Source organism: Pedococcus sp. 2YAF34, assembly GCF_052114585.1.
Lineage (GTDB): Bacteria > Actinomycetota > Actinomycetes > Actinomycetales > Dermatophilaceae > Pedococcus.
Genome location: NZ_JBFRFA010000071.1, coordinates 1 through 4,603, shown reverse-complemented (window position 1 = coordinate 4,603; position 4,603 = coordinate 1). Strand labels below are relative to the sequence as shown.

The following is a 4,603-nucleotide window of genomic DNA, read 5'->3' as shown; positions in this document are numbered from 1 at the left end:
GCTTCCGGCGCACCGGAAGCAGCCACTCCCCACCCCTCGCCGCGTAGGGCGCGGTGCCCCTGAGGCTCATCAGCGGGCCTCAGGGGTGCCACAGGAACCCCACAGTGACCGGTTCGACCGTTGGAGCCATGGACACCATGACCCTCCACCGCAGCGCGGCCGACGGCACCCCGGCCCTCCCCCGTGCCACCACCGGGCAGGCCGACCCAGCCGCACCCCGCCGTCTCCAGCGCCTGTGGCGCGGACACGACGGCGACCCGTCCTGGGCGCGCCCGGCCCTGCTGGGCCTGCTGCTGGCCACCGCCCTCTTCTACCTCTACGACCTGACCTCGAGCGGCTACGCGAACTCGTTCTACTCCGCCGCCGTGCAAGCCGGCAGCACGAGCTGGAAGGCGTTCTTCTACGGCTCCTCCGACGCCGGCAGCTCGATCACCGTGGACAAGCCGCCGGCCTCGCTCTGGGTGATGGCGCTGTCGGTGCGCGTCCTCGGCCTCAGCTCGTTCGCGATCCTCCTGCCCGAGGTGCTCATGGGCGTGGCCACCGTGGGCGTCGTGTATGCGACCGTGCGTCGCCACTTCGGCGCTGCCGCTGGCCTGGTCGGCGGACTCGTGATGGCCCTGACGCCGGTGGCGGTGCTGATGTTCCGGTTCAACAACCCCGACGCGCTGCTCGTCCTGCTGATGGCGCTCGGCGCCTGGGCGACGCTGAAGTCGATCGACGAGGGTTCGCACCAGTGGTTCACCGTCGTCGGCGTCCTCATCGGCCTCGGCTTCCTCACCAAGGCCCTGCAGGTCCTGCTCGTCGTCCCCGCCTTCGGGCTCGCCTACCTGCTCTTCGCCGACACGTCCCTGCGCCGCCGCATCGTCGGAGCCCTCATGGGGACCGCGGCGATGGTTGTGTCGGCCGGTTGGTGGGTCGCGATCGTGGAGCTCGTCCCGGCGAGCATGCGGCCCTACATCGGCGGCAGCCAGGACAACTCGTTCCTGTCGGTCACGTTCGGCTACAACGGCCTCGGTCGCATCAGCGGCAACGAGACGGGCTCCGTCGGTGGCGGCAACGGCTGGGGTGCGACCGGGATCGGCCGGATGTTCGGCACCACCATCGGCGGCCAGATCTCCTGGCTCGTCCCGTCTGCGCTCATCCTGCTCGCCGTGGGCCTGGTCCTGCGCGGCCGCGCACCCCGCACTGACGGCCGTCGCGCTGCCTACGTCGTCTGGGGCGGCTGGCTCCTCGTCACGGGCCTGACCTTCTCGTTCATGGCCGGCATCTTCCACGAGTACTACACGGTGGCGCTGGCCCCGGCGGTCGCCGCCGTCGTCGGCATGGGAGCCGGCGAGGCCTGGGAGAACCGGCACCGCCCGATCGGCTCGATCACCCTCGCGGGCGCCACCGCCGCGGCGGCGACCTGGTCGTTCATCCTCCTGTCACGCACCGACTGGCAGAGCTGGTTGCGCATCGCCGTCCTGGTCGTCGGCATGGCGAGCGCGTTCCTCCTGCTCGCCGTCACGCAGCTGCACCGGCGCTGGGTCCCCGTCGTCGTCGCCGGAGCCCTCGTGGCCGCCCTCGCCGGCCCCGCGGCGTACAGCCTCCAGACGGTGGGCACCGCCCACACCGGCTCCATCGTCACGGCCGGCCCGTCCACGGGGCGGGGAGGCTTCGGGGGCGGCATGCCCGGTGGCGGGCCGGGGGGCGGGGGCACCCCTCCCGGGATGACCCAGGGTGGGACCGGCGCCGCGGCCAACGGCGGCACCACCGGCGCTCCCCAAGGCACCACGGGTGGTGGCATGGGCGGCCTTCTTGACGCGAGCACCCCCTCCACGGAGGTCGTGGCGGCCCTCAGCGCCGACGCCGGCTCCTACCGCTGGGTGGCCGCGGCCATCGGCTCCCAGAACGCGGCCGGGCTCCAGCTCGGCACCGGCCTGCCGGTCATGGCGATCGGTGGGTTCAACGGCAGCGACCCGTCTCCCACGCTGGCGCAGTTCCAGCAGTACGTCGCCGACGGTGACATCCACTACTTCGCCGCCAGCAGTGGCGGACGTGGCAGCCCGGGTGGCGGCATGGGCGGTGGCGTGGGCGGTGGCGTGGGCGGCAGCGGCACGGGCAGCGAGATCTCGACCTGGGTGGCGGCGAACTTCGCCTCGGTCACGATCGGCGGCTCGACGTTCTACGACCTGACCCAGCCGCTGTCCGGCTCCACGGGCACGACCGGGGCGGCCAGCGCCCAGACCACCTGAGGACGACGGTGATGAGCACCCCGAACCCGACGGCCGTCCTCGACGTCGTCATCCCGGTCCACAACGAGCAGCACACCGTGGCGGCCTGCGTCCGGCGGCTGCACGAGCACCTGGTGCAGACGTTCCCGTACCCGTTCCGCATCACGGTGGCCGACAACGCCAGCACCGACGCGACCGCCGAGGTCGCGTCGGGCCTGGTGGCCGAGCTCCCCGGCGTCGCCCTGGCCCGGCTGGAGCAGAAGGGACGCGGTCGGGCGCTCAAGGCGGTGTGGCTCGCCTCGGACGCGCCGGTCCTCGCCTACATGGACGTCGACCTGTCGACCGACCTCGACGCACTGTGGCCGCTGGTGGCCCCGTTGATGTCCGGCCACTCCGATCTCGCCATCGGCTCCCGACTCGCCCCAGGGTCGCGGGTGGTGCGCGGCGCCAGGCGCGAGGTCATCTCGCGCTGCTACAACCTGCTGCTGCGCGGAGCGCTCGGGGCACGGTTCACCGACGCGCAGTGCGGCTTCAAGGCGATCCGCGCCGACGTCGCCGCGGAGCTGCTGCCGCTGGTGGAGGACACGACCTGGTTCTTCGACACCGAGATGCTCGTCCTGGCGGAGCGCAGCGGGCTGCGGATCCACGAGGTGCCGGTCGACTGGTTCGACGACCCTGATTCCCGCGTCGACGTCGTGGGCACCGCGATGGACGACCTGCGCGGGGTATGGCGCGTGCGCCGCGCCCTGGCCGGGGGACGGCTTCCGGTGGAGGACATCGCCCGCCGGCTCGGCCGCGGGACGGCCGGCACGCGGACGTGGCAGCAGTTGCAGCGGTTCGCCGTGGTCGGCGTGCTGAGCACGCTCGTGCACCTCGGCCCCTTCGCCGCCCTGCGCAGCGGCGGCACGGGAGCGCAAGCGGCGAACCTGGTGGCACTGCTCGTGGCCACCGTCGCGAACACGGCCCTCAACCGCCGCTGGACCTTCGGGGTCCACGGGCGCGGCGCCGTACGCCACCAGGCCCAGGGGCTGGCCCTCTTCGGCGTGACGTGGCTCCTGACCGCCGGCGGACTCGGGCTGCTGCACCTGCTCGCCACGACTCCGGCGACCGCGGCGCAGACCGCCGTCGTGGCCCTCGCGACGGCCCTGTCGACGGTGCTGCGCTTCGTGGCGATGCGGACCTGGATGTTCCGACCGAGCCCTCAGAGCTGGTTGACGGTGAACGTCCCCGACTCGTCCTCGAACACCACGAGGCCCGTCCAGTCGAACCCGTCGACGGAACCGTGGCAGACCGCCACGAGCCCCTGACCGACGGCAGAGGAGCCGGGACAGACGATCTCGTCGACCGAGCCGCCGTCGTCCTCGACGAGCTTCGTGAGCGCCGACTCGAGGTCGGCGGCGGAGACCGCGGAGCCCGCCGGGCGCACCTCGCCCTGCAGGACCCACGACGGGCCGGCCGCCGAGCTGACCGCGATGAACCCCACGACGCCCAGCGAGGCCAGCAGCGACACGACGCTGATCGCGATCGCCGCGATGGCGAGCCCGTTGCGCTGGCGGGGCGGCGCACCGTACGGGGGCATGACGGGCTGGCTCCACACCTGGCCGGGCGCGGGGTACGGGTAGGGCTGGGCCGCCTGCGCGGCGTGCACGAGCTGCGCGGGCTGGGGCTGCGGCGGGCCGTAGGGGTTGGACGGGTGCGACATGGGACTCCTCGGTGCGGTCGCGACAGGATCCCCCACCCCGGCGCCTGGCAGGCGCCACACCGCTGCGTCCGGTCCGAACGGACCACTCCGCGGCGCAGCGCCTGCGAGGATGGCGCACCACCACCGGACGGAAGGACCCACCCCGATGCAGATGAAGCTGGAGCTCGTGCCGCTGCCCGTCTCGGACGTGGACCGGGCCATCGTCTTCTACACCGAGCGGCTCGGCTTCACCAAGGACGTCGACGTCCAGCCGGCCGAGGGGGTCCGGGTCGTCCAGCTGACGCCGCCGGGGTCCGGGTGCTCGATCGGATTCGGCACCGGCCTCGACGTCTACGGCGGTGAACCCGGCAGCTCCAGGGGGCTGCACCTCGTGGTGGAGGACATCGAGGCGGCACGGGCCGAGCTCATCGGCCGCGGCGTGGACGTCGGCGCGGTCCGCGACTTCGGCGGGGGCGTGAAGGGCGCCGACTTCGCCGATCCCGACGGCAACTCGTTCGAGCTGCAGGAGATGGCCTGGCGCAAGGGGTCCGCGTTCTAGCTGTACCGAGCCATCAGGTTGGTGTCACGCGGCTGATCGGGGGGTGGCCTCCGAGGGCTGAATGGTGTCGTTCATGGTTGTAGTACTGCAGCCATGGGGCAAGGGCTTGCTGGCGGGCAGTGTTGCTGGTGAAGACCTGCCGGTAGGCCC

Annotated in this window: 5 protein-coding genes; 3 read left to right on the top strand and 2 right to left on the bottom strand. The window is 72.7% G+C overall.

What is annotated here, in order from left to right; genetic code table 11:
• Positions 1-128: 128 nt before the first annotated feature.
• Positions 129-2,234: an ArnT family glycosyltransferase gene (locus AB4Z02_RS18850; protein WP_056882969.1), complete on the top strand. Its 2,106-nt coding sequence runs from the start codon at positions 129-131 to the stop codon at positions 2,232-2,234.
• Positions 2,235-2,245: 11 nt separating this feature from the next.
• The gene (locus tag AB4Z02_RS18845) at positions 2,246-3,520 is read left to right on the top strand and encodes a glycosyltransferase (protein ID WP_441972886.1); all 1,275 of its coding nucleotides are present in this window, start codon (positions 2,246-2,248) and stop codon (positions 3,518-3,520) included.
• Here AB4Z02_RS18845 and AB4Z02_RS18840 read toward each other — a convergent pair.
• Entirely contained in the window at positions 3,415-3,915 is a 501-nt protein-coding gene (locus tag AB4Z02_RS18840) for a hypothetical protein (RefSeq protein WP_441972884.1), read from the bottom strand. The genes AB4Z02_RS18845 and AB4Z02_RS18840 overlap by 106 nt on opposite strands.
• 145 nt (positions 3,916-4,060) lie before the next feature.
• Between AB4Z02_RS18840 and AB4Z02_RS18835 the strand changes: the two genes are divergently transcribed.
• On the top strand, positions 4,061-4,453 hold the full coding sequence (locus AB4Z02_RS18835) for a VOC family protein (RefSeq protein ID WP_441972882.1): 393 nt from the start codon (positions 4,061-4,063) through the stop codon (positions 4,451-4,453).
• 13 nt (positions 4,454-4,466) lie between these two features.
• On the opposite strand, the gene AB4Z02_RS18830 is transcribed toward AB4Z02_RS18835, so the two are convergent.
• On the bottom strand, positions 4,467-4,603 hold a 137-nt coding region (locus tag AB4Z02_RS18830), incomplete at its 5' end, for an integrase core domain-containing protein (protein ID WP_441972888.1).

Bases quoted from the DNA above. Each gene is read 5' to 3' on its own strand.
- AB4Z02_RS18850 (WP_056882969.1), top strand. From the start codon at position 129: ATGGACACCATGACCCTCCACCGCAGCGCGGCCGACGGCACCCCGGCC.
- AB4Z02_RS18845 (WP_441972886.1), top strand. From the start codon at position 2,246: ATGAGCACCCCGAACCCGACGGCCGTCCTCGACGTCGTCATCCCGGTC.
- AB4Z02_RS18840 (WP_441972884.1), bottom strand. From the start codon at position 3,915: ATGTCGCACCCGTCCAACCCCTACGGCCCGCCGCAGCCCCAGCCCGCG.
- AB4Z02_RS18835 (WP_441972882.1), top strand. From the start codon at position 4,061: ATGCAGATGAAGCTGGAGCTCGTGCCGCTGCCCGTCTCGGACGTGGAC.